Source organism: Psychrobacter sp. FME13 (assembly GCF_014861395.1).
Classification (GTDB): Bacteria; Pseudomonadota; Gammaproteobacteria; order Pseudomonadales; family Moraxellaceae; genus Psychrobacter.
Window position 1 is genome coordinate 1 of the sequence record NZ_RRYV01000379.1, and the last position, 532, is coordinate 532.

General features: G+C 43.2%; 1 protein-coding gene. It reads right to left on the minus strand.

The genetic code is table 11. The features are described from left to right. Positions 1-532, minus strand: a 532-nt coding sequence (locus EI164_RS16680) for an IS1 family transposase (RefSeq protein WP_192521070.1), incomplete at both ends; no start/stop codon positions are given.

The following is a 532-nucleotide window of genomic DNA, read 5'->3' on the forward strand; positions in this document are numbered from 1 at the left end:
CTAAGGCGACAGTTATTACCTTCTATGCCTACCGTATGCTGCTTGCCGATTTGTTTCTTGTCAGGCTTGAATGCGGTTATAAAGCTATCCCAGTTATCCATGCTAATAGAGCCATAGCTGACTTTCAGTTGTTTAAGACGGGCTCTTAGCTTCTTAGCTGTTTTCAGGTCACGTTTGCCCCAGACATAAGCGACAATCTCATTGGTAGCGCGGTCATAAGCATAAATAAGCCAAACTTTACGCTTTTTGCGATACACGTAAGTCCAAAACTCATCAACCTCTAAGCGTTCATAATAGCGCTTTTTAGGTGTAATCTTATAGACCGATGAGCCTATGGTGCTAAGGACTTTACCAATACTAATAGAGGCTATAACGGCTATGTCTCTGACGCCGCAACCTCTAACCGTCATTAGCCGTATGATGTCTTCTATTTTAGAGTGACAGCCATGATAAGTTAAGGCATGGTCGCCAATGAATTGACGTTTGCAGTCCTTGCACTGGTAGTTCTGCTTGCCATAGCTTTTTTTGCCGT